Below are 23,435 nucleotides of genomic sequence, written 5' to 3' on the forward strand. Positions count from 1 at the left end.
TGGCCGTTTTCTACGGCTTGTGCAGATTGGAGGTGCGGGCGATTTTCGCCGTTCGATTTTTTTGCCTGCCTTCGGTCGCCTCGCAAAAAAGCGGAATTTCTCCGACGTGCGCGGCTCCATAAACCAACAGCCAGAGGCGAGGACGCAATGATGAGCAGCTCATTCAAAGTCGGCGATGCGGTGCGCTGGAATTCCGAGGCCGGCGAGATCCACGGCAAAGTGGTCAAGGTGCACACCCGCGACACCGAGTTCATGGGCCGCCACCGGCCAGCCTCGAAAGACGCGCCGCAATACGAGGTCAAGAGCGACAAGACCGGCCACTTGGCCATGCATCACGGCGACGCGCTGAAGCACGCTTAGAAACGCGCCAGTCGGTAGGCATCGACATTTGGCAACGCGAGAGCGGCGCCTGAGACCATCTGCCCGATCATCTCAGCTGTGACCGCCGCTTGAGTCAGGCCCAGATGCTGATGACCGAAGGCAAGCAAGACCTTGCCGGCGCAAACCTGATCGATCACTGGCAGCGAATCCGGCAGCGACGGGCGAAAGCCCATCCACGGTGTGGCGCCATCAGCGTTCAAATCCTTGCGAAACAGGCCTTGGCTCAGGCGCTGCAACTGCCAGGCGCGTGCCATGTTCGCCGGCCGCTCCAGTCCGGCGAATTCGACCGTGCCGGCCAGGCGCAGGCCTTCGCGCATCGGCGTCATGATGAATTTGCGTTCCAGCGAGGTGACGGGGAAGGGCAGGCGATCATGTTCGTGCGGCAGCATCAGGTGATAGCCACGTTCGGTGTCCAGTGGTACTTGCTTGCCAGTCAGCGCGGCGGTGAGTTTCGCCGAATGCGCACCGCAGGCCAGTAACACGCGGCTGGCCGTTACGCCGCCATTGCCGGTCATCAACAAGACACCGTTTTCCTGCACGTAGCCGCCCTGAACCTGCTGCTTGAGAAAACTCACGCCGCTGCTGCGAGCCGCCTCGACCAGTGCACACACCACGCGGTACGGGTCGAGGAAATGCCCGGTGCGCGGGAAAAACAGTCCGCCCTGAATCCGTTCGCTGAGCTGCGGCGCCGTTTCAAGGATCGCCCCCGCCTGCCAGTAGTCCACCGGCACCTGCTGCTGATTCAGACGCGCCTGCAAAGCTTGGAGGGATTGCCGCGATTCAGGTTTTTCGAAGACCAGTAACGAGCCGTCAACCTTGAGCAGATCGGTGCGCTGGATATCGCTGAGCAAGCGCTGCCACGCGTCGAGGCTGCTTTCGTTGAGCGCGCGCAAGCCGGCGACGGTTTTCTGAAAAGGCTCAGGCCGCAGATTCAGCAGCAAGCGGGTGAACCACGGCAGGGCGCGCGGCAGGTATTTCCAGTCCAGGCGTAGCGGCCCCATCGGGTCCATCAACATGGCCGGCAAGCGCTTGAGGATCGACACGTCAGCAATCGGAAACACTTGCTCGGTGGCCAGATGCCCGGCATTGCCGAACGAAGCGCCGTGCCCCGGTTCCTGCTGATCGATGACCACCACGCGCAAACCCTGACGCGCCAGGCGCAGTGCGCAAGCGACGCCGATAATCCCCGCGCCGACCACCGCGATGTCGTGCGAAGGATTATTCGCCATGGTGTGTCGCTTCCCGTTGGCCATCGAGCAAGCGCCGAAGGTTGAGCGGATTGGTCTGTTGCAGCGCCGTCGGCAGCAAGCTGTCGGGGAAATCCTGATAGCACACCGGCCGCAGGAAACGCAGGATCGCCGCAGTGCCCACCGAGGTGCTGCGCGCGTCCGAGGTTGCCGGGTAAGGCCCGCCATGCACCATCGCATCGCAGACTTCCACGCCGGTCGGCCAGCCATTGACCAGCAAGCGCCCGGCCTTGCGCTCGAGGGTTGGCAGCAACGCGCGCGCCAGTGCAAGGTCGGCGTCGTCCATGTGCAAGGTCGCGGTCAGTTGACCTTCCAGATGTTCGCAGACCTGACGAATTTCCTCGTCACTGCTGCATTGCACCACTAGCGATGTCGCGCCGAACACCTCAGCCTGCAAATGCTGATCGGCGAGGAAATCCGCCGCGTCGGTGCTGAAGAGATACGCCTGGCACTGATTTGGGCCGCTGCCAACTTGGCCAACCGCTACCGCACGCGCACGGGGATTGTCTTGCAGAGCAGTCACGCCTGCTTGATAGGCGCCGAAGATGCCGGGCGTGAGCATGGTTTGCGCCGCGCTGCGCGGGATCAGTTCCGCTATCGCGCCGAGAAACCCGTCGAGCGCCGGGCCTTTGCGGGCAATCAGCAATCCCGGGTTGGTGCAGAACTGCCCGGCGCCCAGTGTCAGCGACGCGACAAACCCTTCGGCCAACGCCTGCGTCCGATTTTCCAGCGCGGCGGGAAACAGCAAAACCGGGTTGATCGAGCTCATTTCCGCATACACCGGAATCGGCTCCGGCCGCACTTGCGCGGCTTTCATCAAGGCCAGTCCACCAGCCCGTGAGCCGGTGAAACCAGCGGCTTTGATGCGCCAATCACTGACCAATGCGATGCCGACTTCGTACCCCGAATCGAACAATAAGGAAAACACGCCTTCGGGCAGAGCGCAGGCCCTGACCGCTTGCGCGACTGCGCGGCCGACCAGTTCGCTGGTGCCGGGATGCGCGCTGTGCGCCTTGACGATCACCGGGCAACCAGCCGCCAATGCCGCAGCGGTGTCGCCACCGGCCGCGGAAAATGCCAGGGGAAAGTTGCTCGCACCAAACACCGCGACCGGCCCCAGGGCAATCTGTCGTTGCCGCAGGTCGGAGCGCGGCAGCGGTTGGCGTTGCGGTTGCGCACTGTCGACGCGCACGTCCAGCCACTCACCCGCGCGCACCGTACGGGCGAGCAGGCGCAATTGCGAGCAGGTGCGGCCACGTTCGCCCTGGAGGCGTGCACGCGGCAAACCGGTTTCGGCGTGGGCGCGTTCGATCAGTTCGTCGCCAAGGTTTTCGATGTGTTCGGCAATGCTTTCGAGAAATGCCGCACGGGCGCTCAGGCTGGTTTCGCGATACGCATCTTGCGCCGCCCAGGCCAGGGCGCAGGCTTGTTCCACCTGTTCGGCTGATGCCCCGGCGTACTGCGGTTCAAGTGCCTGGTTGGTCGCCGGATCAATCGCGCGAAAGGCTGGACGATTACCGGTCACGGCTTGCTGGCCGATCAGCATGTTGCCCGTCAGAGTCATGGTGTCTTCCTGTGAAATGAGCGAGGCCTGCCGCGAATCGTGATGACTCGCAGCAGGTGGTGGTCAGGCGAAGTTCTGTTCGGCAGACCAGTTCTCGTACCAGTGACGGAACAGCGAATACTGCTTCTCGGCATAGCGCCGTTGCGAGTCGCTCAGCACGTCTGTTTCGTTGAAGTGCAGGGTGTATTCCTTGTCGCCGTTGAGCACCATCAAGTGCTTGTAATACAGCACCAGATCACAGCCTTCGTCGAACGATGACAGCACTGCCAATGCCGATTCCAGCTCCCGTGCCTGACGCCGGGCCTTGGCATCGCCCTGCGCCGCCTGCTTGCTCAGCGCGACCAGTTGCAGCACTTCGCGAGGAAGGGCGTTGCCGATACCGGTGATGGCGCCGGTGGCGTTGCAGTTGACGAAACCGTGCACCACTTGCGTGTCGACACCGACCATCAGCGTCACGTCATCGTCCTTGGATGTGATGTTCTCAGCCGCGTAGCGCAGGTCTGCGCCCCCACCAAATTCCTTGAAGCCGATCAGGTTCGGGTATTCGCGACGCAGTTCGAAAAACAGATCGGCGCGGGTGGCGAAGCCGTAGTAAGGGCTGTTGTAAATCACCGCCGGCAAGTTCGGTGCGGCTTGCAGGATGGCAGCGAAGTGGGCCTTTTGCGCCGTCGCCGAAGCACCACGGGACAGCACGCGCGGAATGACCATCAAGCCTTGCGCGCCGACTTTCGCCGCATGCGCTGCGTGGGAAACCGCTTCACGGGTATTCACCGCACCAGTGCCAACGATGGTCGGCACCCCGGCGGCGACCAGGCGCGCCACGCCTTCCTGACGCTCGGCTTCAGTCAGCAGCGGCCAGTCGCCCATCGAGCCGCAATAGACCACGGCGCTCATGCCGATATCAATCAGCTCGCGCCCCTTGCTCACCAGCGCATCGAAGTCCGGTTTGCGCTGGGCGGTGCACGGGGTCATCAGGGCCGGCATGCAACCAGTGAAGATGTTGTCGCTCATGATTCAACTCCTTGGCATTTGGTTTTATTCGAGGGAAAAAATCGGCGTGGCGGCTCAGATGCCCCACGCGAACGGGTCGCTGTCGTCGATCAGCAAGGTGCTGTCGGCGGTCATGTAGGCGCGGCCGGTGATGAACGGGCGAATGCGTTCACCTTCCCATTCGAAGCGGCCTTCGAACTGGCTGCCGGTGATGCTCGCCTGGATCCACGGTGCGCCCGGTTGCAGCTTGTCGTCGGCTGCCAGGCAGGCAAGTTTGGCGCTGGTGCCGGTGCCGCACGGTGAGCGGTCGTAGGCTTTGCCGGGACACATGACGAAGTTGCGGCTGTCGGCCTGATCGTCATCGGCGAACAATTCGATGTGGTCGATGACCGCACTGTCTTCGCCGAAGATGCCCTGATCTTCCAGCGCCTTGAGCATGGCCCAGGTGTACGCGGTCAGGTGTTCGACGTTGTCCATGGTCAGGGTCTGGCCATGCTCGGAAACCAGAAAAAACCAGTTGCCGCCATAGGCGATATCGCCGACCACGCGGCCAAAACCGGGTACGTCCACCGACACCTGTTTGCGATAACGGTAAGCGGGCACGTTGCCCAGAGTGACCGAGCCATCGTCGTGCAGCGTCGCGCTGACTTGCCCCACCGGTGTGTCGATCTTGTGCACGCCCGGCTGGATTTTCCCCAGATGCTGCAACGAATTGATCAGGCCAATGGTGCCGTGGCCGCACATGCCCAGGTAGCCGGCGTTGTTAAAGAAGATCACTCCGCAGGTGGCATCAGGCGAGACCGGCGGGCAATACAGCGCGCCGACCAGCACATCGTTGCCGCGTGGCTCGAGCAGACAGGCGCGCCGCCACTGGTCATGCTGGTTGCGCAAGGCATCGCGTTTCTCGGCCATGCTGTTGCCGGACAACTCGGGGAAGCCGCTCATCACCAGCCGTGTCGGTTCGCCGCCGGTGTGGGAATCAATGACGTGTACTCGTTTCATGGAGAGATCCCGTTGGATGATTTCAGTAGGCGCCGGCAGGGCGGGCGGTGACGGTGGACGAGGGCGCAGGGCTTTCGCTTTCTTCGTCCTCGTCGTCCAGGCGCAGCAGATGCGCAGGCACGCCGGTTGCTGCACCCCAGTAGTAAATGCCGGTGGCGCAAGCGGCGACGACGATCGTGTCGAACGGATGGGCGAGGATGCCCAGGCCACCGAAGGTGCCGAGTTTCGACAGCACGATGGTCACCGCGTAGAAGGCGATCAGCCACGCCGATGAGCGCACCTGACGCGCCAGACTCAGGTGCGCAGTGGGCACAAAGCGACCGCAGAACAGGTAGATGACAAACATCAGGATTTGCAGGCCGAGCAGCCACGACACGGTGTTCCAGCCCGACCAGTAGACGATCAGCGCGGCGATGATGAACGACACCGGCCCAAGCAGGCCCATGCTCCTGACCCGAAACGGGCGCGGCATGTCCGGCGCATTGCGCCGCAGCGCCGCAACCGATACGGGCGCCACCGCATAGCTCAACACCAGCGCGGCGGACACCACGTTGATCAGCGCTTCCCACGACGGGAATGGCAGGGTCCAGAACACCGACAGGGCGAAAGTCAGCCACAGCGCCGGACGCGGGATGCCGGACTTTTCATCGATGTGGGTGAAGACCTTGAAGAAGGTGCCGGTCTGCGCCCAGCCGTAGATCACTCGCGGCGTGGCGTTCATGTAGATGTTGCCGCAGCCGCTCGGCGAAATGACCGCATCGGCAATCACCAGATACGCCAGCCAGCCGACACCGAGCGCCAGGGCGATGTCGCGATAGGGCAGGGCGAATTCCTTGCTGATACCGGCCCAGCCGTTGGCGAGCATTTCCGTCGGGATGCTGCCGAGAAAAGCCATTTGCAGCAGCACGTAAATCAAGGTCGACAGCAGTACCGAAAGAATCAGCGCGATGGGAATGGTGCGCTGTGGATTCTTCACTTCGCTGGCGACGGAAATGATCGGCGTCAGGCCCAGATAGGCAAAGATGATCCCGCCGGCGGAGACCGCCATCTCCACGCCGGACAGGCCGAATGGAGCGAATCCCTGAACCTGGAAGTTCTCCGGTTTGAAGAAGGTGAACAGCACGCCGATGACCAGCAGCGGCACGATGAATTTGAACACGCTGACCAGATTGTTGGCCTTGGCGAAGGTCTTCACGCTGCGGTAGTTGAGCAGGAAAAACACGCAGAGCAGGCCGAACTGGACCAGCCAGCCGAGGATCGTCGGATCGCCACTGCCAGCCTTGGTCAGGCCGGGAAACCACGCCGCCGCGTATTGGCGCGAGGCGACCACTTCGATCGCCACCAGACTGGAAAACGCAATCAGCGTAATGAAGCCCATCAGGTAGCCGAGCAGCGGGCCGTGGGAATAAACCGGGTAGCGCACCACGCCGCCGGCACGGGGCAATGCCGCGCCCAGTTCGCAGTAGACGATGCCCAGCAGCAACACGGCAAAACCGCCCAGCAACCAGGAGAAAATCCCCGCCGGACCGGCAATCGCCGAGACATGGCTGGCGGCGAACAACCAGCCGGAGCCGAAGATCGCGCCGAGTCCGATAAAGGTGAGGTCGATCAATGAAAGCTGTTTTTTGAACTTGCCTTGGCCTGACATGGCATCGCCTTCTTGTGAGTTATTGGATAGGCAGTTGTGTCACGGGGACGAGCAGACTTTGCACCGCCCGGCAGTGGCGGCGATTGATGTTTTATGCCGGGATCGATGACGAATTCAGCACAATGGCACCGATGAATGCGCGGCCTCGACAGGGTCGCGACGTTGCTGCAATCTGCTGGCGAGTGACATTTGCGGTGGTTCAATTCGAGGGGAAGTCTTTGATGCAGTCAGCGTTTTCGATCCTGTGCCAAGGCACTGACGGCTTGCGTGCGCAGACCCTCGAAGAGATGGTCGCCGGTGCCGCGCAGCTGTTGCCGATACTCGATGTGATCCCCAATGCGGCGATCTTCATCAAGGATCTGCAAGCGCGCTATGTGCTGGCCAACCGTACGCTGGTGCAGCGCTGTGGCTTGAAGGACCTGCGCCCGTTGCTCGGCAAAACCAGTGCGCAGGTGTTCCCGGCGCAGTTGGGGCCGGGTTATACCGAGCAGGATCGCAAGGTGCTGGAGGAAGGTTTCGTGTTGGAGGATCAGCTCGAACTGCATCTGTATGGCAGTCGCGAGCCGGGCTGGTGCCTGACCCACAAGAGGCCGATCTACAACCGTGACGGGACGATCATCGGTCTGGTTGGGATCTCGGTGGATCTGCAGTCAGCCAGCGAAACCCATCCGGCTTTCGAGCGCCTGGCGGCTGTCGATGAATACATTCGCGGCAACTTCAATCGGCGGGTGACGCTGGGTGAACTGACGCGGATCGCCGGGATTTCCGTGGCGCAACTGGAGCGCTATTGCAAACGCGTTTTCCACCTGACACCACGGCAGATGATTCAGAAAGTCCGCCTGGAACACGCGCATCGATTGCTGCACAGCGACTTGCCGATTACCGAGGTTGCGCTGCAATGCGGCTACACCGATCACAGCGCTTTCACCCGTCAGTTCAAGGCCTCGACCGGGTTTACACCACGCGAATACCGGCAAGCCACCGGGCATTAGACCAACACGGCCAGCCAGGCCGAGAGCAGCAGAAGAAGGGCCAGTGCCGCGTTCATGCGCTTGAACGCCTGCGGTGAGCTGAGCAAGCGCGCGCTGCCAACGCCGAGCAGTGCCCAGAGCGTCATGCACGGCAACGACACCAGCAGAAACGCCAGCGACAACACCAACAGGCGCAGCGTCTTGTCGCCGCCGCCGACGAATACGCTGACCACCGCCACGGCCATCATCCATACCTTGGGGTTGACCAGTTGCAGCAGCGCCGCGCCGAATACGCTCAAGCTTTGTTCCTGCGATTTCGGGTCCAGGGATGGCGGCGGGCTGCGAAAGATCTGCCACGCCAGCCAGCTCAACCAGAGCACGCCAGCCCAGGCCATCGCTTGCTGCACGCGCGGAAAGCGCAACAGGGTTTCGCCAGCACCGAGACCGACCACCAGCACGATCAACGCGGCCGCCGCACAGGCGCCAAAAATGATCGGCAGCGTGGCGGTCAATCCGCGCCGCGAACTGTGGCTCAACACCAGAATATTGGTCGGCCCCGGCGTGATCGAGGCAACGAAAGCAAATAGTAGAAAGGGCAGTAAAGAAGCCATGGTGCAAATTCCTGAAAGTCGAAACAGGACACCATGATCGTCAGGCGGAGGGCGTCAGTCTGGAAGATTTGAGCAGCGTTTGCGGTAGTCCGCAGGGGTCAATTGATAGGCGCGGCGGAACCAGCGACCGAGATGACTTTGATCGGCAAAACCGAGCACGCTGGCGACCTGCGCTGGCGTCTCGCCGCGTGCGAGCAATTGCCGCGCCTTGGCCAGGCGCAACTGGATCAGGTAAGCGTGCGGTGCCAGACCGAACGCCGCCTTGAACGCGCGTGTCAGGCGAAAGCGATCAACGCCACAGGCTTGCGCTAGGTCGTCGAGGCCGATGTCTTCATAGGTGTGGGCATGCAGATAGTCCCGCGCAACCTGGGCAACCAGTGGCAGGCGCGGATCGAAGTGCTGACGCTTGCGCCAGTCGAGGTGGCGGGTGAGGGACGCCAGCAGGCCATCCAGCGCAGTCTGCCGGACGATGCGTAGGTCGCCATCATGTAGCGCGTGAAAGGCTTGCACGATCGCCGTCGACAGGCGCGGATCGTGGCTCAGGGTGTCGGCAAATCCTGGCTGACTGTCGGCGGGCGCCTCTTCGAACAGCGCGTGCAGTTCGCGCTCCAGCCAGTGCGGATCGAGGTACAGCATCGAATAGGTGAAGCCATCCTCGGTCGGTGCATGGCCATCGTGGATCTCTCCTGGTTCAAGCAGGAACACATGCCCCGGCGTACTGCGATGACGCACCCGGCGACAATTGAACTGCTGCACGCCCTGCTCGGTAACGCCCACGAGAAAACTGTCATGCCAGTGCGGATCGTAGGCATGCCCACGGAAATGCGCACGAATCGACTCGATCCCGGTATCGACATCCTGGGACAGGGAGATCCAGTTACGTGTGTCCATGGGAGGACTCCATAGGGCGGTTGGCTTGGGCGTTTTTAAAATACCGCGTGGGGGAGGAGAGTGTTTAGAAGATTTGTGCAGGGGCGCAGGGGGATCGAGTCAGGCAATGTGTCCTGGATGGGGTGGGACCAGAAAACGCAGACGAAAAAAAACCGCCTTCGCGGGGCGGTTTTTTAGCAGGCCTCGATTTGCGATCGAAGCCAGGTGCTTCACCAGCCACCCTAACCAGGATTGCCATGGTATGGAGTTTTACCGTTCCTTGCAACGGTTGAACAGGCGTTCGAAACAAGTGCGTCTTCGGCCCTGCGAAGAATTTATATGTTTATGTTTGTTGAAATTTGTCTGGCAGAAATAACATTTAACAAAGGCGTGGCGGCGTTTGATGAATAACGGTGTGAGCGGCGCTTTTGTCCTGGAGTTTTCAGGTTAATATGCCCGCGCTCAACTGATAGAGCGGCGGAGAGGTTTGGCTGGGGGCGCAAAAGGTTTCACGCCCTCTGACGCGGATTCGCACCCGCGCCGGAATGTTGTCTCGGAGGGATTTCAACCGGCCGCCTCACTAGCCACCCTAGCCAGTCGGCTGAAGGCACGCATGTTCCGGTAAGTTTGCTGGAGGTTTGGCCGCCAGCCCTGGAGGCCAAAACGTATGAAGCTTTTGCTGCGTACGCTGAGCCTTGTATGGAGATTGTTGAAAGCCCTGCGCTTTTACGAGTTCCTGCGAGATCACTTTGACGACCTGAAATAAGGGTCGTCCGAGTGGGGAAGACCCGTTTCGGTTTCTATCGATTCGGGTCTTTTTTTTGCTTGCGTAAAGCTGTCAAAAATACGATTGGTCAGTTTTGTGCCTTGGACGTTGTAGGGCGTTTCGTTTGGACCCGTAAGTAACAGCTTAAAGGTTAGATAAGCAGCTACTTTTGCTTAGCTCGATCATTGATTGCGTCAATAACGACCATTAAGTCAATGAAGTTCTCATATCCATAGCGCGGCGTAAGATCGACTCCATACCCAACCACTGCACCTCGGAGCACACCATCATGAAACGCCAGACTATCCTCGGTATCGCTTTCTCGGTTTTTGCACTGAATGCCTTCGCCGCCACCGAAACCGACCCACTGTTCAGCGACGCGGTGGCCGCCACTCAAACGGACCGCTTGTTCAGCGACGCAGTCGCTGCGACCGAAACTGACCCACTGTTCAGCGATGCAGTAGCCTCTGATGGCTCCTATCATCTGCAAGGCAATCGGGTTGCCGAAGGTGGCGCTGACCGTCTGCTCGAACGTCGCACCGCTTGAGCGCAACGATGAGTATCGATAGCGAATGCCGCCTCAACCACAGGCGGCATTCGTTCTGTTCATGCATTAGAACTCTGCTCTAAACCGCACTCGGCAACACGGCCTTGTCCCGATCGCGGCCCTTGAACGTCGCCCAGAAACACAGCAGCACCGCCACGGAAAAACCGGCTGGAAATAGCCAGATACTTCTCCAGTCATGGCCCGCACTCGAAGTGAAGTGGTCAGTAATCCGTCCCGCAATCCAGAAGCCAATCAACATGCCCAACCCGTACGTGGCCAAGGTGATCAGACCTTGCGCCGAACTGCGGAAGCGTTCCGGTGCTTTTGCATCGGTGTAGATCTGCCCGGACACGAAGAAGAAGTCATAGCACACGCCGTGCAGGGCAATGCCGATCAGCAGCATGAATGCCTGATCGTCGTTATTGCCGAAGGCAAACAGCACGTAACGCAACGCCCAGGCAGCCATGCCGACCAGCAGGGCGATCTTGATGCCGAAACGATGGATGAACAGCGGCAGCAACAGCATGAACAACACTTCCGACACCTGACCGATGGCCATCTTCGCTGTCGGGTTGGTCACGCCGATCTCCGCGAGAAACGGGTTGGCGTTCTGGTAATAGAAGGCCAGCGGAATGCAGATCAGGATCGAGGCGAGAAAGAACACGAGATAGCTGCGATCCTTGAGCAAACCCCACGCATCGACGCCGAGCATCTGCTTGAGGCTTGATGAGCCCGCTGCGCTTTTCAGCGGCGCAGTGGTCGGCAGACTGAAGCTGTAAAGCCCCAACAATAGCGACGCGCCGGCGGACATCAGGAACGTATTGCGCAAGCCTCCCGCCGCGATGCTTTGTTGCGAGTCCCAGGCGAACACGAAGCTGATCACCACACCGGCGACAATCCAGCCCACTGTGCCCCATACGCGGATGCGCGAGAACTCCAGCGCCGGGTCTTTGATCTGGCGGAACGCCACTGCGTTGACCAGCGCCAATGTCGGCATGTAGACCATCATGTAGGCGAGCACATAGGGATAAAACGCGCTGAAGTCTGCGGCGCGATAGAGCTGATAAAGCAGCACCGCGCCCAGCAGATGGAGCACCGCCAGGATGCGTTCGGCATTGAAAAACCGGTCGGCAATCAAGCCAATGACAAACGGCGCCAGAATCGCACCCCATGATTGCGTGGCGAAGGCCATGCCGACTTGGCCGCCGCTGGCAGTGAGCGTGGTGGCCAGAAAAGTGCCGAGGGTGACGAACCAGCCGCCCCAGATAAAGAACTGCAAAAACATCATCACGCTGAGTCGCGCATTCATTACGTTCATTTCAGATCACCGTATTGTTTTTATGTCGGTAACGCGGATGAATCAGTCGTCAGTCAGGCCGAGCAAGCGCCGGTTGGAAGCGGCATCGGCGCTGACCCCGGCGAAATCGTCGAAGGCCTTGGCGGTCTTGCGGATCATGTGTCGCTCGATGAACGCCGCGCCTTCCGCCGCGCCCTGTGCAGAGTCTTTCAGGCAGCATTCCCACTCGAGCACGGCCCAGCCGTTGAAGTCGTATTGGCACAATTTGCTGAAGATCGATTTGAAATCGATCTGGCCGTCGCCCAGCGAGCGGAAGCGCCCGGGACGCTCGACCCAGCCCTGATAGCCGCCGTAGACGCCGGAGCGCGCATCGGGGCGGAACTCGGCATCCTTGACGTGGAACATGCGGATGCGTTGGTGGTAACGGTCGATGAAGCCGAGGTAATCCATTTGCTGCAGCAGCAGATGGCTCGGGTCATACAGAATTGCGGCGCGAGGGTGATGATTCACCGCTTCGAGAAACTGCTCGAACGAAGCGCCGTCATGCAAGTCTTCGCCGGGATGGATTTCGTAGCACAGATCAACGCCAGCCTCTTCGAAGCAGTCGAGGATCGGCAGCCAGCGCTTGCCCAGTTCGGCGAAACCTTGCTCGACCAAACCGGCCGGACGTTGCGGCCATGGATAGACGTAGGGCCAGAGCAGGGCGCCGGAGAAGGTCGCATGGGCCTTGAGTCCGAGACGCTGGCTGGCACGGGCCGCCAGTTTCAACTGTTCGATGGCCCACTCGGTGCGCTCCTGCGGTTTGCCGCGCAGTGCTGGCGGGGCGAAGTCGTCGAACAGACTGTCGAACGCCGGATGCACAGCGACCAATTGCCCTTGCAGGTGCGTCGACAGCTCACTGATCACCACACCGGCGCGGGCGCAGACGGCGATGAGTTCGTCGCAGTAATCCTGGCTTTCAGCGGCGCGCTGCAAATCGATGAACCGCGTGCCGAGGGTCGGTACCTGAATGGCTTTATAGCCTTGCGAGGCTGCCCACTCGGCGATGTTGGCGAGGGAGTCGAAAGGCGCTTCGTCGGCGATAAATTGCGCGAGGAAAATCCCCGGACCTTTCAGGCCAGTCAAATTTTGCTGATCACTGTTCATTGTGCTGGGCTCCTGTCGGTTGGCCGGGAATCTCGCTCCACTTTTCATTGCCAAGGTGGTTGGCGATGGCGGTTTCAATGAAGGCCATGCCGCGCAGTCCGGTCTCGATGCCCGGTACGCCCGGGGCCTGATGGCCTTCGACGCCTTGAACAATCGCCTCGGCAAGATCGCCGTACAGGTTGGCCATCGCTTCCAGATAACCTTCGGGATGCCCGGCGGGCAGGCGCATGCGCTGACTGGCAGCGTCACACAACCACGGCTGACCGACTCCGGATCGCAGAATGCGCATCGGTTCATTCAACGGTCGATGAATCAGACTGGCCGGCTCTTCCTGACGCCATTCGAGCCCACCCTTGTCACCGTAGACGCGGATCTTCAGCGGGTTTTCTTCACCGGCGCAGACCTGACTGGCGAGCAATACACCACTGGCGCCGTCGCTCATTTTGAACAGCATCGCCACATCGTCATCCAGTTGCCGACCCTCGACATGCGAACCGAGCATTGCGCTGATGAACTGGATCGACTGGCCGGCAACGAACTCGGCGAGGGAAAACGCATGGGTGCCGATGTCGCCAATGCAGCCGCCGATCCCGGATTGCGCCGGATCGTCGCGCCAGCCGGCCTGCTTGTTGCCTTGCCCGGCGACATCGGTGCTGAGCCAGCCTTGCGGGTACTCGACGATGACTTTGCGCACGTGCCCGAGCACGCCGCTGGCGACCATTTCGCGGGCCTGCCAGACCATCGCGTAACCCAGGTAGGTGTGCGCCAGCCCGTAAATTCGCTGGCTGTTGATCACCACCGAATGCAGCGCCTGCACCTCGGCGAGGTTCAGCGCCGCGGGTTTCTCGCTGAACACGTGAAAACCGGCGCTCAATGCTTCACGGGCAATCGGTGCGTGCAGATGATTGGGGGTGACGATGACCAGCAGTTGCATGCGTTGCTCGGCGGGCAGGGCGGCCTCGCGGGTAAGCAGGGTTTGCCAATCGTCGTAACAACGTTCGGCGGACACTCCCAGGGTCGCAGCGGTGCGCTGATTATTCTCCGAGTCGCGGCTGAACGCGCCACAGACCAGTTCGAAGCGTCCGTCGAGGCCGGCGGCTTGCCGGTGGGCGCGGGCGATGAATGAACCTTCACCGCCTCCGACAAAACCCATTCTTATTTTTGCGGCAGCGTACATGGCGGTCGTCTCGGTAGCTGGATGCAATGCTGATGAGTGATGTAACCGGTTACATCGTGGGCGAAATCTAGGCGTGAAATAGCCGGGTGTCAAATGGCAGCGGATGATCGACAGCGTTTCGATCGCTCGTTGCCTGCGGTAAGCTCCGCGCCTGATCGGCATGAAACAACGAGGTGGTTTTGTCCAATATCCGCGAAGTGGCTCGGCTGGCCGGGGTTTCCGTGGCGACAGTGTCGAGGACGTTGAAGTCCCCTGAGCGCGTGCTCGCGCCAACCCGTGAGCGCGTCATGGCCGCCGTGGAACAGGCCGGCTATCGGCCGAACCTGATGGCCGTGCAGTTTCGCTCGCGGCGCACCGGCAATCTGGTGATTCTGGTGCCGACCATCGCCAATACCTTCTTTGCCCGGGTCATCAGCGGCGCGCAGCAAGCGGCGCAGGCGGCTGGCTATCGCTTGCTGCTCTGCGACACTCAGGGCCGGGAGGAACTGGAGCGGCAATTCGCCGAGCTGGTGTACGCCTATCAGGCCGACGGCGTAATCCAGTTGCGCGCTTACGATCCTTTCGAAAACGCTCCGCCCGACGCCGATGTGCCGCCGATCGTGAACGCCTGCGAAGTGATCAAGGCCGGACGTTATCCAACCATCAGCCTGGACAACGTTGCCGCCGCCAAAGCCATGACCGACCACCTGATCGCCCTGGGACACCGACGCATCGGCCTGATCAAGGGCTCGAAAAACAGCCCGCTGACTCTGGATCGACTGGCGGGTTACGAAGCGGCATTGCGCGAAGCCGGGATTGCCATCGATGAAGCACTGATCTGCCATGGCAATTTCAGCCTCGAGGCCGGTTTTGCTGGAGCGCAAAAGATGCTCGCATTGGCCGAGCGGCCGAGCGCGCTGTTCTGCGAAAACGATGAAATGGCCATTGGAGCGCTCAAGCGCATCCGGCAGGCCGGGCTGCGTGTGCCCGAGGATATTTCAGTGGTGGGTTTCGATGACATTCCCATGGCTGCGTTCTGCGATCCGCCGCTGACCACCATCTCGCAACCGGCTGAGGCCTTCGGGGCCAAGGCGGTCGAGATGTTGATTGCCCTGATCGAAAAACGGCCGCTGGCAGAAAGGCATGTCGTCCTGCCGTTCGAGCTGACGCCACGCAGCAGCACGGCCCGCATCGACAACTCGGGCAAGCGCTAACCGGATCACGCCGCTGGCGGCTTCGCCAGCGCAATCCCCGCCGCGCCCAACCGCTTCAACACTTCAAACAACAAATCGCTCTTGGTCAGCCCGACAATCCTCGGGCTGCCCACATAGCCGGTGACCGTGAGGGTTATGCCGTCCGGCGACAACTTGCTGAAACGCACGAATGGCGCCGGTTTATCGAGGATGGTTTCGTTCTCGTGATACGCATCCAGCAGCAGTTGTTTGACCTGCTCAGGATCGATATCCAGCGGAAACACCAGCTCCAGCGATGCCACGCCCTGAGCACTGCCGCCGAGGGTAACGTTGCGCAGGTTCTGCGAGATCAGTTGCGAGTTGGGCACGATCACGATCGAGCGGTCGCTGAGCTGGATCTCCGTGGCGCGCACGTTGATCCGGCGGATGTCGCCCTCGACGCCGCTGATGCTGATCAGGTCGCCGACCTTGACCGGGCGCTCGGTGAGCAGAATCAGGCCGGAGACGAAGTTCTTCGATCTCCTGCAAGCCAAAGCCGATACCCACTGACAGCGCACTGACGATCCACGCCAGATTGGTCCACTGCACGCCCAGCGACGACAGCGTCAGCAGAATCACGAAGGCGTAGCCGATATTGGAAAACAGCGTGCTCAGCGACGCGCACATGCCCGGGTCCATGTCGGTCTTGGGCAGGAATTCGTTGTCGAGCCAGCGGCTCAATGTACGGATCAGCCAGATGCCGATCAGCAGCGCCAGCAGCGCATTGAGCAGGTGCCCGGGGACGATATTCAGCTTGCGCAAACCGGCGCCGCCAAGAATCGACATGATGTTGGTGACCAGTTGGCCGAGCGTGGTGCCGATGCCGCCGACAAACAACGAAATCAGCGCCATCAGCATCAGGCCGGCGCGGCTGACGCCGGACAACAGGATCGACGTTTGCTCAAGGCGTCGATCGCTGACCCCGAGCAATTGCTTGAGCGCCTGGCCGCTCGCGTGTTTCGGTGAAAACAGGTGTTCACAGGCGTCCTTGACCAACTGAATGAGCAAATAGAAACCCGACAGCACGACGTAGCTCCACACCAGTTCATAACTGATGAACCGCGCCAGCGAAACATAGCCGGCAAGCAGGGCAATGGCCGTGACAAACATCGAGACGCTGGCGACGCTGTAGATCAGCCCGGCGAACACGCTGTTCGTCGCCGAAGCGTCGTTGGCGGCGACCAAGGCCTTGCGCACTTTGCCCACGCGCACCAGCATCGTGCCGATGATCGCCAGCACCACCATGGAAATCACGCCGCGCCCGGCCATCACGATGTGGCTGCTCATGCCTGTGGCATTGGCGACTTGCACCAGCGTCACCAACACCAGCAACGCGCAGGCGAGGATTCGCGGATAAGGCTTGAGGGCCAGCGCCACTGGATCAGCAATTGCCGGCAGGCGCCACGACGGGTGCTCGGTGGACAGCAATGCACGGCTGAGCCCGGTGATCAGCACGCAGGCATAGACGACTTTTTCGAACTCTTCGGAGAAGGTTTCCAGCACCGGCGGCAGGGCGTCGTGGCGGGTGCAGGCGTAGAACAGCAGCTTCAGGGCGATGGCGGTGGTGATGAAGGTCGCTATGGCTGAGGCGAAGGCCAAGGCACTGCGGCGCAGTCGGCCCTCCGCCACGCGATGAATGCAGAACCAGGTCAGCCCGCGCTCAGCCAGACGTCGGCCGAAGGTCCAGATCAGCAGCGCCAGCAGCACCAGTACGCAGGTGTAAAACCGCTCGCCCGGCGCCCAGACCGTGGCCCATACGTCAGCCACCTGCTCGACGAACAGTCGCAGGCGCTGGCGGTCGTCCTCGCTTGGATTGATCAGTGGCGCCCAGAACTGCGGACTCAACACACTGCGCGTGCTCAGGGTCAGTTCGCTTTCCAGTAGCGTGCGGCGGATGCCGGCGATTTGCGTGATCAGGTCGGCGGCATTCTGTTTCAGTGCGGCGAGGCTTTTCAGGGTGCCGTCGACCTTGCTTTTCTGTTCCGCCAGCGCAGCCCGTTGCGCGACGATATCGGCTTGCTCGGCAGCCACCTCAGCGTCTGGAGCGGTGCCGAGCACGCCCAGTTGCACCGCCAGTTGCGCCTGTTGCGGCAACAGCGCTGCCGACAACCGATCGACATCGAGAATGAACGCCTGCACCCGATCCTGCGGGCCTTCGAGCTGGTTGTAATTGTTCGCTGCCGAGATCTGCTGCTTGAGCCCGTCGAGGCGTTGTTGCAGGGCTTGCAGATCGCTTTGCGAAATCACAGGTAGCGGCGCTGCGCCTGAGTTCGCCGGCGCGGCAAGGTCCGCTGCCCACGGCGCAGCGCTGCCCGGCATCAGCAGCAGCAACAGAACCAAAAACAACGACTTGAATGAACAGCGCATGGGGGCGGCGGGCTCGAGTGGATCACACAGTCTATGAGGGTAGGTGATCGTGCCGAACAGGGCGGAAAACTTTCACTGGAAGAGGCGGGTATACGCTCATCCAGTCCAGCGGAATGATCCGCACAGCGAGCGGTCAACCGGCAATAACAGCTTCGAGAGCGTGCCATGTCCATCGCCAAGGAAACGATTGAATACCTGCGCCAACATTCGCTGATCATCACCACCGCCGAATCCTGCACGGCCGGGGAAATCGTCATGTTGCTGTCGGAAGTGCCCGGCAGCGGCGAGCTGATCGAATGCGGCTACGTGGTCTATTCGCCGCAAGCCAAGCAGCGCTTGCTCCACGTGAGCCCGGCGACCATGGAAACCTTCAATCTGACCAGCGTGGAAGTTGCCAGTGAAATGGCCATTGGTGCGTTGCGCGACAGCACGGCCAACGTCGCGGTCGCCACCACCGGCATTCTCGGACCCGATGATATGGACGGCATCAAGGCCGGTACGGTGTGTTTCGCCTGGGCATTCCAGTTCGATGACCAACATTTTCTGTTCAGCACCCGGCAATGGTTTCCCGGATCGCGCAGTGAAGTGCAGACCCTGGCCTGTGAGTTCGCCTTGCAGCAGTTGCCGGCCTATCACCGTCGCGCCTTGCGCGGCGAAGGAGGGTGGCGCCGATGAAGCCTGACGCTGAGCATCCCGATCTGCGCAGTCGGCAGTTCCCGGTGCAGGAGGACATGGCCTATCAACTGAAGGTCTGGCGCTTCGAGCGCATCGGTTGGTATCTGCTGGTGCTGTGCATGCTGCTGGGTCTGTTGGGGCTGTTTTCCCGGGGCGTGCTCAGTTCGCAGGACGCCCGCAGCGACGATGGCAAAGTCCAGGTCGAGTACGAGATGTTCCACCGCAACGGCTCGACCAACCCGCTGAAACTCAGCGTGCACGCGACACCTGAAGCTATCGTCGAATTGGACATCGGCGGCGAGATGCTCGATGGCTTCAGCATCGAAACCATGCAACCGGCGCCAGTGCGTATGCGCAGTTCAGCGCAGGGCATGCGTTTGTGGTTGCAGGCGGATGCGCAGGGCCAGGCAACGCTTTATCTGACCCTGCGCGGTGACGGACTGGGCCTGTTTCGCAGCCATATCGGCGCGCCGGGCTCGAGCGAAGTGAAGCTCATTCAATTCATTTATCCATAGGTGACCCATGGACTCGGTGTTGCGCGCACTCGCGATGTATCTGGCACTGATGGTGCTGTTCAAAATTGCCGGTCGGCGTTCGTTGGCCGAGCTGACGACGTTTGATTTCGTCTTGCTGATGATCATCGGTGAAGCCACCCAGCAAGCGCTGCTTGGTGATGATTTTTCCCTGACCAATGCGTTTCTGGTGATCATCACCCTGATCGCCATCGACGTTGGGTTCTCTTTGCTCAAGCAGCGTTCCAGCTGGATCTCGCGGCTGATCGATGGTGAACCAACGATCATTGTCGAGAACGGCAAGCTGTTGCAGCGGCGTCTGCGCCATGCGCGGCTGGTCGAGGCGGATGTCATGGAGGCGGCGCGCTCCAGTCAGGGCATTGAAACCATCGACCAGATCAAGTTCGCGATCATCGAGCGCAACGGCAAGATTTCCGTGATCCGCCAGGATCCGGAAGGCGGCTGAACCTTTGACGCCGCACGGCCGCAATTTTTTTGAACGCTGAAAAAGCCTCACAGCCCAATGCTTACAAGTCATCGGAGGATTGCGAAATGAACGAGGCAGCCAGTTATTTTTCCATCGCCGTGGCGGTGATCATTCTGCTGGTCGATCTGTGGGCGATCGTCAGTGTGTTTCGCAGCAACAAAAGCGTCGGCGTCAAAGCCGCCTGGGCGATCGGTCTGATCGTATTCCCGGTGCTCGGCCTGATCGTGTGGGGCATCGCTGGCCCGCGCGGCGTCAAGGAAGGGCCTTCGTCGCCGGAGCACAGTAAGGGTTGAGAGCCTGATGCGGTCCTGCAATGATTTTGCGCGCATTCCGGAAATGTAGGTGAACGATGCATGCTCAAGCTTGAACCGGGTAGCGATACCATTGCTGAAAGGAGATCGACATGAAGAAAATCTGCGTATGTCTGGGGTTCTGCTCAATGTTTCTGTTGAGCGGCTGCTTCGATTCCAACGATGCACCCAACAAGGATGGTGACAAAAGCAAACCGTCGGTGCAGATGCAGACCGAGAAGCCTGAGGAGGGCAAGTAACTGCTGGCGAGTAATCCCTGTGGGAGCGAGCCTGCTCGCGAAGGCGTCAGGTCAGACAATTCGCTGCTGACTGATGCTTAGTCTTCGCGAGCAGGCTCGCTCCCACATTGGTTCAGTCGTGTGAATAAACGTACTCCAGCCACACCCAATACATCAGTGCCACAGCACTGATCCCGCCCCCGAGAAAACACACCGCCACCCAGCCAGAGTGCGCATAGGTATACGTCGCCGCGATGGCGCCCAGACCACTGCCCACCGAGTAAAAACACATATACGCACCGACCAGTCGGCTCTGCGCATCGGGCCGTGCGGCGAAGATCAGGCTTTGATTGGTGACGTGCACCGCTTGCACGGCGAAGTCGAGCAGGATTACTCCGACGGCCATCGCTAGCAGCGAACTGTCGACAAATGCGATGGGTAGCCAGGACAGCGTCAGCAGCGCCAAGGCAATTCCGGTGGTGCGATTGCCCAAGCCGCGATCGGCCAGGCGCCCAGCCCGTGCGGCGGCGAGCGCGCCCGCTACCCCCGCCAGTCCGAACAGGCCGATCTGCGTGTGGGACAACGACAGGGGCGCGGCGCTGAGCGGCAGCACCATCGACGTCCACAACACACTGAACGCGGCGAAAATCAGCAGGGCGAAGATGCCTCTGATGCGCAATACCCGCTCAGTCAAAAAAAGTTGGAACATCGAGCGCAGCAATTGCCGATAGCTGCCCTGTGAGGGCGGTTTTGCCGAGGCGGGCAGGGTGCGCCAAAGCACCAAAGCCATACCGACCATCGTGACTGCCGAGACAAAATACACGCCGCGCCATCCGGCCAGATCAGCCACTACGCCGGAAACGAAACGCGCCAGCAAAATGCCCAGTACCACGCCACTGGTGACGGTGCCCACCGCGGCGCCGCGTTGCTCCGGGCGAGCAAGGCTGGCGGTGCAGGCGACCACCACTTGCACCACCACCGCCAGCAGACCCACCAGCATCATGGCGCCGAGCAACACTCCCCAGCTCTCGGACAGGCCCACGGCACACAGCGCCGTTGCAGACAAAAGCAGTTGGCTGACGATGAGTTTCTTGCGATCGAGCAGATCACCCAGCGGCACAATGAACAGCAGCCCGACCGCATACCCGGCTTGCGTGGCCGTGACCACAACGCCGATTGCACCGGGTGAAACGCCGAGGCTGGCGGCCATCGATTCCAACAATGGCTGTGCGAAATAAACATTGGCCACTGCCATCGCGCAGGTGATTGCAAAGAGAAAAGTCTGCAAACGACTCAGCCCGGTCGTTGCGCTGTCAGCTGCGGCTTGCGCATTGATCAGGGTTTGCGTCTGACACGGCATCCTTGCTTCCTCGTAGTGTGGTTTTGAATTGAAACCGATACGTTGATCTTTATTCATTCGGGTTGTTAAATGCAACCACATTCAATAGCCGATCCATCAGGAATCACATGGCCCGACAACAAACATTGGCGCAGAGCGAATGCCCGGTGGCCCGAACACTCGAAGCCATTGGCGATCGCTGGGCCTTGATGATCATTCGCGATGCGTTCGATGACGTGCGCCGTTTCAGTGAATTCCAGAAACGTCTGGGCTTGGCCAAGAACATCCTCACGGTCAAACTGAAAATGCTCGTCGAGCTCGGCGTGTTGCAGATTCAGCCCGCGTCCGATGGCAGCGCCTACAAGGAATACGTGCTCACCGACATGGGCCGGGCGGTGTTCCCCATCGTCGTCAGCCTGCGGCAGTGGGGCGAGCGTTTTCTGTTTGTCGAGGGGGAGGAGCACTCGATCCTGCTCGACAACGAACGGGCCGAGCCCGTCGAAACTATCGTCGTGCGCTCCAGCGCCGGCGCGGTGCTGGCCCCGGCAGACTGTCACCGAAAAGTGGTGACGCGCCGGTAAAGAAGCCGAGCAGATAGTCGTGGCGCGTATTCACAGACGCGCTATCTCAGGGCATGGAACGTCGGGTCGGCATCTGGCGAGTTTCTGATCTAGGCTGTTTCCAACCTCGAGCAACAGCGGTGCGCCGTTGCCAGATTGGTTTAACCAACGCGATTGCCGGAGTGCCTGATGAGTCTTTCACCTTTCCACCTCGCCATCCCGGTCTACGATCTTGCCGCTTGCCGCCGTTTTTACGGTGAAGTGTTCGGTCTGGACGAGGGCCGATCCAGCGCGCAGTGGGTCGATTTCAATTTTTACGGCCACCAATTGGTCATCCATGAACAGCCGCAGACAGCTGCCCAGGAAAGCGTTCACAGCAACCCGGTCGACGGTCACGACGTACCGGTCCCGCACTTCGGCATCATTTTAGAGTGGCAGCAATGGGAAGCACTGGCCGAGCGACTGAAGTCATTCGGCACGCAATTCGTGATCGAGCCCTACATTCGATTCAAGGGTCAGGTCGGCGAACAGGCGACCATGTTTCTGCTCGACCCCTGCGATAATGCGCTGGAATTCAAGGCGTTCAAGGACATGGGCCAGGTGTTCGCCAAGTAATCACAGCGTAGTGGTCTGACCGTTGCGATCGCGTTCATAAACCTTGTTGGCCTGGAGCTTTTCCTTAAGCCAGCGCTCGGCCGTCCCTAGTGGCCGTTGGCGTGCCCATAACAGGTCGACGCCGATTTGCCAGTCTGTATGCGGGTACGCCGACAGCTGCAACTCGACCAGTTCGCCATTGCCCAGTTCACGCTGGATCAGCTGGCGCGGCAGGGTCGCCCAGCCGAGGCCGGCGCGGACCATTTCGAGCAGGGCCAGATAGCTTTCCGCTTGCCAGAGCTGCGTCGAACGCAGGTATTCACTGCTCGGCAGTTTGCTGGCGTGCGCACTGAACGCCAGGCGCCGATGCACGTGCAAATCGTCGAACGTGACGATGTCCAGTTGCGCCAGCGGATGATCGGGATGACAGACGTGCAGCATGATCAGTTTGCCCAGTTGCTGGAACGCCAGTTCCCGGGGATAGCCCGGCTGCGAAAACGCCACGCCCAGCACCGCCTCGCCACTGCTGACCAGTTCGCTGACATCGCCGTAGACCGGGTGGCGAATGATCAGATCGACAAACGGAAAGGCCTGCTCGAACGCTTGCAGCACCGGCATGATCGGGCCGTACGGCGTTTCAATCGCCAGGGTCAGGCTCGGTTCGACGCTATCGGAAAGGCAATCAGCGTGGGCCTCGAAGGTCATGCAGCGCTCCAGTACCGCCTCTGCCTGGACCAGCAATTTATGCCCGCTGGCGGTGAGGGCAGGGCTGCGATTGCTGCGGTCGAACAACTCGACGCCAAGGTCGGTTTCCAGATTGGCGATCGCCGCGCTGATGGTCGATTGCGTCTTGCCCAGCTTGCGCCCGGCGGCGGAGAACGAGCCGCTTTTCACCACTTGGACGAACATCAGCAACTGATCGAGTGAGAAGCGCACGCGGTGTA

Annotated in this window: 23 protein-coding genes and 1 pseudogene; 11 read left to right on the forward strand and 13 right to left on the reverse strand. The window is 60.7% G+C overall.

Annotation, left to right across the window (positions count from 1 at the left end; all coding sequences use genetic code 11):
* Window positions 1-150 precede the first annotated feature (150 nt).
* Window positions 151-360 carry a hypervirulence associated TUDOR domain-containing protein gene (locus AC0Z5Z_RS15955; RefSeq protein ID WP_051600414.1) on the forward strand — a complete coding sequence of 70 codons (210 nt, stop codon included), beginning with the start codon at window positions 151-153 and terminating at the stop codon, window positions 358-360.
* On the opposite strand, the gene AC0Z5Z_RS15960 is transcribed toward AC0Z5Z_RS15955, so the two are convergent.
* From AC0Z5Z_RS15960 to AC0Z5Z_RS15980, 5 genes are all read right to left on the reverse strand, one after another.
* Window positions 357-1,610, reverse strand: a complete 1,254-nt coding sequence (locus AC0Z5Z_RS15960) for an NAD(P)/FAD-dependent oxidoreductase (protein ID WP_485611298.1) — start codon at window positions 1,608-1,610, stop codon at window positions 357-359. The two genes, AC0Z5Z_RS15955 and AC0Z5Z_RS15960, sit on opposite strands and share 4 nt — an antisense overlap.
* The gene (locus AC0Z5Z_RS15965) at window positions 1,600-3,192 is read right to left on the reverse strand and encodes an aldehyde dehydrogenase (NADP(+)) (RefSeq protein WP_485611299.1); all 1,593 of its coding nucleotides are present in this window, start codon (window positions 3,190-3,192) and stop codon (window positions 1,600-1,602) included. Before AC0Z5Z_RS15965 ends, AC0Z5Z_RS15960 begins: the two co-directional genes overlap by 11 nt.
* A gap of 63 nt (window positions 3,193-3,255) precedes the next feature.
* Window positions 3,256-4,203, reverse strand: coding sequence for a dihydrodipicolinate synthase family protein (locus AC0Z5Z_RS15970; RefSeq protein WP_116657459.1), 948 nt, complete (start codon window positions 4,201-4,203; stop codon window positions 3,256-3,258).
* A gap of 54 nt (window positions 4,204-4,257) precedes the next feature.
* On the reverse strand, window positions 4,258-5,184 hold the full coding sequence (locus tag AC0Z5Z_RS15975; RefSeq protein ID WP_375123454.1) for a 4-hydroxyproline epimerase: 927 nt from the start codon (window positions 5,182-5,184) through the stop codon (window positions 4,258-4,260).
* Window positions 5,185-5,206: 22 nt separating this feature from the next.
* Window positions 5,207-6,832: an APC family permease gene (locus tag AC0Z5Z_RS15980; RefSeq protein WP_375123455.1), complete on the reverse strand. Its 1,626-nt coding sequence runs from the start codon at window positions 6,830-6,832 to the stop codon at window positions 5,207-5,209.
* A gap of 221 nt (window positions 6,833-7,053) precedes the next feature.
* On the opposite strand from AC0Z5Z_RS15980, the gene AC0Z5Z_RS15985 reads away from it, so the two are divergent.
* On the forward strand, window positions 7,054-7,824 hold the full coding sequence (locus AC0Z5Z_RS15985) for an AraC family transcriptional regulator (protein ID WP_110599539.1): 771 nt from the start codon (window positions 7,054-7,056) through the stop codon (window positions 7,822-7,824).
* On the opposite strand, the gene AC0Z5Z_RS15990 is transcribed toward AC0Z5Z_RS15985, so the two are convergent.
* Both AC0Z5Z_RS15990 and AC0Z5Z_RS15995 read right to left on the reverse strand, forming a co-directional pair.
* Entirely contained in the window at window positions 7,821-8,414 is a 594-nt protein-coding gene (locus tag AC0Z5Z_RS15990; protein ID WP_485611300.1) for a LysE family translocator, read from the reverse strand. The two genes, AC0Z5Z_RS15985 and AC0Z5Z_RS15990, sit on opposite strands and share 4 nt — an antisense overlap.
* A 54-nt stretch (window positions 8,415-8,468) precedes the next feature.
* Window positions 8,469-9,305, reverse strand: coding sequence for an AraC family transcriptional regulator (locus AC0Z5Z_RS15995; RefSeq protein WP_485611301.1), 837 nt, complete (start codon window positions 9,303-9,305; stop codon window positions 8,469-8,471).
* A 1,034-nt stretch (window positions 9,306-10,339) separates the two neighbouring features.
* Between AC0Z5Z_RS15995 and AC0Z5Z_RS16000 the strand changes: the two genes are divergently transcribed.
* Window positions 10,340-10,597: a hypothetical protein gene (locus AC0Z5Z_RS16000; RefSeq protein ID WP_485611302.1), complete on the forward strand. Its 258-nt coding sequence runs from the start codon at window positions 10,340-10,342 to the stop codon at window positions 10,595-10,597.
* Window positions 10,598-10,676: 79 nt separating this feature from the next.
* On the opposite strand, the gene AC0Z5Z_RS16005 is transcribed toward AC0Z5Z_RS16000, so the two are convergent.
* The 3 genes from AC0Z5Z_RS16005 to AC0Z5Z_RS16015 are packed head-to-tail and all read right to left on the reverse strand — an operon-like array spanning window position 10,677 to window position 14,193.
* On the reverse strand, window positions 10,677-11,915 hold the full coding sequence (locus AC0Z5Z_RS16005) for a nucleoside permease (RefSeq protein WP_485611303.1): 1,239 nt from the start codon (window positions 11,913-11,915) through the stop codon (window positions 10,677-10,679).
* 42 nt (window positions 11,916-11,957) lie between these two features.
* A complete protein-coding gene (locus AC0Z5Z_RS16010) occupies window positions 11,958-13,040 on the reverse strand; it encodes a sugar phosphate isomerase/epimerase family protein (RefSeq protein WP_056784758.1) in 1,083 nt (360 codons plus the stop codon).
* A complete protein-coding gene (locus tag AC0Z5Z_RS16015; RefSeq protein WP_485611304.1) occupies window positions 13,030-14,193 on the reverse strand; it encodes a Gfo/Idh/MocA family protein in 1,164 nt (387 codons plus the stop codon). Before AC0Z5Z_RS16015 ends, AC0Z5Z_RS16010 begins: the two co-directional genes overlap by 11 nt.
* Before the next feature lie 203 nt (window positions 14,194-14,396).
* Between AC0Z5Z_RS16015 and AC0Z5Z_RS16020 the strand changes: the two genes are divergently transcribed.
* On the forward strand, window positions 14,397-15,410 hold the full coding sequence (locus AC0Z5Z_RS16020) for a LacI family DNA-binding transcriptional regulator (protein WP_485611305.1): 1,014 nt from the start codon (window positions 14,397-14,399) through the stop codon (window positions 15,408-15,410).
* A gap of 5 nt (window positions 15,411-15,415) precedes the next feature.
* On the opposite strand, the pseudogene AC0Z5Z_RS16025 reads toward AC0Z5Z_RS16020, so the two are convergent.
* Window positions 15,416-17,795 (reverse strand): annotated as a pseudogene (locus AC0Z5Z_RS16025) (DUF3772 domain-containing protein).
* 165 nt (window positions 17,796-17,960) lie between these two features.
* Here AC0Z5Z_RS16025 and AC0Z5Z_RS16030 point away from each other — a divergent pair.
* The 5 genes from AC0Z5Z_RS16030 (at window position 17,961) to AC0Z5Z_RS16050 (ending at window position 20,019) form a co-directional block, all read left to right on the forward strand.
* Window positions 17,961-18,470, forward strand: coding sequence for a CinA family protein (locus AC0Z5Z_RS16030; RefSeq protein WP_150635663.1), 510 nt, complete (start codon window positions 17,961-17,963; stop codon window positions 18,468-18,470).
* A complete protein-coding gene (locus AC0Z5Z_RS16035) occupies window positions 18,467-18,985 on the forward strand; it encodes a hypothetical protein (RefSeq protein ID WP_252869229.1) in 519 nt (172 codons plus the stop codon). Before AC0Z5Z_RS16030 ends, AC0Z5Z_RS16035 begins: the two co-directional genes overlap by 4 nt.
* A gap of 7 nt (window positions 18,986-18,992) precedes the next feature.
* Entirely contained in the window at window positions 18,993-19,448 is a 456-nt protein-coding gene (locus AC0Z5Z_RS16040) for a DUF421 domain-containing protein (protein ID WP_016774256.1), read from the forward strand.
* An 86-nt stretch (window positions 19,449-19,534) separates the two neighbouring features.
* A complete protein-coding gene (locus AC0Z5Z_RS16045; protein ID WP_024012535.1) occupies window positions 19,535-19,762 on the forward strand; it encodes a PLD nuclease N-terminal domain-containing protein in 228 nt (75 codons plus the stop codon).
* Between the two features lie 110 nt (window positions 19,763-19,872).
* Window positions 19,873-20,019, forward strand: a complete 147-nt coding sequence (locus AC0Z5Z_RS16050; RefSeq protein ID WP_016774259.1) for a hypothetical protein — start codon at window positions 19,873-19,875, stop codon at window positions 20,017-20,019.
* A 112-nt stretch (window positions 20,020-20,131) separates the two neighbouring features.
* Here the strand turns inward: AC0Z5Z_RS16050 and AC0Z5Z_RS16055 are convergent, their stop codons facing one another.
* On the reverse strand, window positions 20,132-21,358 hold the full coding sequence (locus tag AC0Z5Z_RS16055) for an MFS transporter (RefSeq protein ID WP_150635661.1): 1,227 nt from the start codon (window positions 21,356-21,358) through the stop codon (window positions 20,132-20,134).
* Window positions 21,359-21,465: 107 nt separating this feature from the next.
* Here AC0Z5Z_RS16055 and AC0Z5Z_RS16060 point away from each other — a divergent pair, with 107 nt between their 5' ends.
* Both AC0Z5Z_RS16060 and AC0Z5Z_RS16065 read left to right on the forward strand, forming a co-directional pair.
* Window positions 21,466-21,918 carry a winged helix-turn-helix transcriptional regulator gene (locus tag AC0Z5Z_RS16060; RefSeq protein ID WP_056784779.1) on the forward strand — a complete coding sequence of 151 codons (453 nt, stop codon included), beginning with the start codon at window positions 21,466-21,468 and terminating at the stop codon, window positions 21,916-21,918.
* A gap of 168 nt (window positions 21,919-22,086) precedes the next feature.
* Window positions 22,087-22,512 (forward strand): VOC family protein, encoded by a 426-nt coding sequence (locus AC0Z5Z_RS16065; protein ID WP_252887705.1) that lies wholly within the window; start codon window positions 22,087-22,089, stop codon window positions 22,510-22,512.
* Here AC0Z5Z_RS16065 and AC0Z5Z_RS16070 read toward each other — a convergent pair whose 3' ends face one another.
* The gene (locus tag AC0Z5Z_RS16070; protein ID WP_236169564.1) at window positions 22,513-23,427 is read right to left on the reverse strand and encodes a LysR family transcriptional regulator; all 915 of its coding nucleotides are present in this window, start codon (window positions 23,425-23,427) and stop codon (window positions 22,513-22,515) included. It abuts the gene before it with no gap.
* Window positions 23,428-23,435: the final 8 nt, after the last annotated feature.

This window comes from Pseudomonas sp. 1L-E-NC-VB-C3, from assembly GCF_057291535.1.